Raw genomic sequence first — 3,438 nt, 5'->3', positions numbered from 1 at the left:
AAAGAAACAGTAGTGCATAAAGAAAAAATCGCTTACGCGGACATTCAAGAAGCTATAGTTATAATCATATTTTAAATTAAAAGAGTTGGCATGGAGAATTTAGCATTAATAGATTCATTTTCAGAATTTAAGGACGACAAATCGATAGATCGTCCAACGCTTATGGCGATTTTAGAAGATGTGTTTAGAAACGCATTGAAGAAAAAATACGGTTCAGACGATAATTTTGATATTATTATCAATCCTGATAAAGGTGACATGGAAATCTGGCAAAGAAGAGTAATTGTAGCTGATGATGATTTAGATTTAGATCACCTTGAGATTACACTTACCGATGCAAGAAAAATCGAACCGGATTTTGAAATTGGAGAAGAAGTTTCTGAAGAAGTAAAACTAATTGACCTTGGAAGAAGAGCAATTTTAGCATTGCGTCAAAATCTTATTTCAAAAATTCACGAACATGACAACACAAATCTTTACAAACAATTTAAAGATTTAATAGGCGAAATATATACTGGTGAAGTTCACCACGTGCGTCCAAGAGTAGTAATTCTTGTAGATGATGAAGGAAATGAAATTATTTTGCCAAAAGAAAAACAAATTCCATCTGATTTTTTCCGCAAAGGAGATAACGTTCGTGGAATTATTGAATCGGTTGAATTAAAGGGAAACAAGCCTCAAATTATAATGTCTAGAACTTCAGAAAAGTTTCTAGAAAAATTATTTGAACAAGAAATTCCAGAAGTTTTTGACGGGTTAATTATGGTGAAAAACGTAGTTCGTATTCCTGGCGAAAAAGCAAAAGTAGCTGTCGATTCTTACGATGATCGGATCGATCCAGTTGGAGCTTGTGTAGGAATGAAAGGATCGCGTATTCACGGAATTGTTCGCGAATTAGGAAACGAAAATATAGATGTTATTAATTATACGACTAACATTCAATTATATATAACAAGAGCATTAAGTCCTGCAAAAGTTTCTTCTATTAAAATTAATGAAGAAACAAAACGTGCCGAAGTTTTCTTGAAATTAGAAGAAGTTTCAAAAGCAATTGGACGTGGAGGACACAACATCAAACTAGCAGGACAATTAACAGGTTATGAGCTTGATGTAATTAGAGAAGGAACAGTTGCTGCCGATGATGATGTTGAGTTAACTGAATTCTCTGACGAAATAGAAGCTTGGGTTATCGAAGAATTTGCAAAAATTGGATTAGATACTGCAAAAAGTATATTAAGTCAAGATGTAAACGACTTAGTAAGAAGAACAGATTTAGAAGAAGAGACTATCCTTGAGGTAGTTAGAATATTGAAAGAAGAATTTGAAGAATAAATTCTTGATTAGCATATGCATACCACAATAAAAAGATAATATAAAAAGATTTTATGTCTGAAGGTACAATAAGAATAAACAAAGTTTTAAGGGAATTTAATATCTCGTTAGAAAGAGCCGTAGATTATCTAAAGGATAAAGGACACGTTATTGAGTCTAATCCTAATACGAAAATCTCTGACGAAGTGTATAATGTCCTGTCTAATCAATTTGCTGGAGACAAAGGAAATAAAGATGCTTCAAAAGAAGTTGGAGAAGAAAAGCGAAAAGAGAAAGAAGCTTTGCGTGTTGAAAGAGAATACGAAATTGAAGAAAAACGCAAACAAGATGAAGAGCGTCAACGTCAAGAAGTTATCAAAGCAAAAGCTGTTATAACTGGGCCAAAACAAGTTGGAACAATTGATTTGTCGCCTAAAACGATTATCAAACCAACAATTGTTTCAGAAGTAAAAGCTGAACCAATAACTGAAACACCAGTTGCAAAAGCTCCAGAAAAAACACAAAAACCAATACAAAATATAGTTAAAGAAACTCCTGTAAAAGAGAATCTTATAGCTAAAACTCCTGCAAAAGAAATTGTAAAACCAGTTGTGGTTAAACCAACCGTAATTGCTTCAATTCCTTCAGTTGAAGAAACTCCAGTTGATGAGGCACACGAAACTGTGTATACAAAACTTTCTGGACCTACTTTTTCAGGTCAAACTATCGATTTATCGCAGTTTAACAAACCTAAAAAAGTAATCGAACCTAATAAAGGTGGTGCAAAACCAGCAGGAGCAGGAAATAATAATAACGCAAACAAAAATAAACGCAAAAGAATTCCTACTAAACCAGGTGAAGCAAATGCAACACCTAGAACACCAGGAACAAACTTGATTAGACCAAACACAGGTGGTGGAAACGCAACTGGAGGAAGTTTTAATCGTGCTAATAAACCAGGATTTGTAAAAGGAGCTAGACCAGCAATTATTGCGAAAGTAGAGCCAACAGAAGAGGAAGTAAAAAACCAAATCAAAGAAACTTTAGAGCGTTTACAAGGAAAAGGAAGCAAATCGAAAGCTGCAAAATACCGTCGTGACAAACGTGATACACACCGTCAAAAATCTGATGATGAGCAAAGAGAAATTGATGCAGGAAGCAAAACCATCAAAGTAACAGAATTTGTTACCGTTGGTGAGGTTGCAACCATGATGGATGTGCCTATTACTAAAGTAATTGGTACTTGTATGTCATTGGGAATCATGGTAACCATGAATCAGCGTTTAGATGCAGAAACATTAACAATCGTTTGTGATGAGTTTGGTTTTGAAGTAGAATTTATTACAACTGATCTAGAAGATAATATCGAAGTTGTCGAAGATTCAGAAGAGCAATTAGTGCATCGTGCACCAATTGTTACCGTAATGGGTCACGTCGATCACGGTAAAACATCTTTACTAGATTATGTTCGTAAAACAAATGTAATTGCAGGAGAATCTGGAGGAATCACACAACATATTGGTGCTTACGGAGTAGAGTTAGAAAACGGTCAGAAAATCGCATTCTTAGATACACCAGGACACGAAGCATTTACTGCAATGCGTGCACGTGGAGCTCAAGTTACGGATATTGCAATTATTGTAGTTGCTGCCGATGATGATATCATGCCTCAAACAAAAGAAGCAATATCTCACGCACAAGCTGCAAATGTGCCAATTATATTTGCTATTAATAAAGTAGATAAACCAAATGCTAATCCTGAAAAAATTAAGGAAAAATTAGCAGCAATGAATTTCCTAGTTGAAGACTGGGGAGGAAAATACCAATCGCAAGATATATCTGCAAAAACAGGTATTGGTATGAAAGAATTATTAGAGAAAGTATTGCTTGAAGCAGAAGTTTTAGACTTAAAAGCAAACCCAAATAAACCAGCAACTGGAACAGTTGTTGAAGCATTCCTAGACAAAGGTCGTGGATATGTGTCAACAGTATTAGTACAAGCAGGGACAATGAGAGTTGGAGATTATATTCTTGCAGGTAAAAACCACGGAAAAATCAAAGCGATGCAAGATGAACGTGGTAATAATGTTACCGAAGCAGGCCCATCTACACCAATATCTATATTAG

The 3,438-nt window shown here is 34.9% G+C and carries 2 protein-coding genes; both read left to right on the top strand.

Translation table 11 applies throughout. From position 1 onward, the window contains the following. Window positions 1-90: 90 nt before the first annotated feature. The gene (gene nusA / locus ACHZC3_RS08475) at window positions 91-1,332 is read left to right on the top strand and encodes a transcription termination factor NusA (protein ID WP_394759439.1); all 1,242 of its coding nucleotides are present in this window, start codon (window positions 91-93) and stop codon (window positions 1,330-1,332) included. A 53-nt stretch (window positions 1,333-1,385) separates the two neighbouring features. Further along, window positions 1,386-3,438: translation initiation factor IF-2 (gene infB / locus ACHZC3_RS08470; protein ID WP_394759438.1), on the top strand; the 2,053-nt coding region annotated here is incomplete at its 3' end.

This window comes from Flavobacterium sp. (assembly GCF_043720215.1).
In the GTDB taxonomy this organism is placed as follows: Bacteria; Bacteroidota; Bacteroidia; order Flavobacteriales; family Flavobacteriaceae; genus Flavobacterium.
This window is presented reverse-complemented; position numbering and strand designations above follow the sequence as displayed.

What these genes read in the sequence shown, in the direction of transcription:
- nusA (WP_394759439.1), top strand. Translation starts at nt 91, where the DNA reads ATGGAGAATTTAGCATTAATAGATTCATTTTCAGAATTTAAGGACGAC.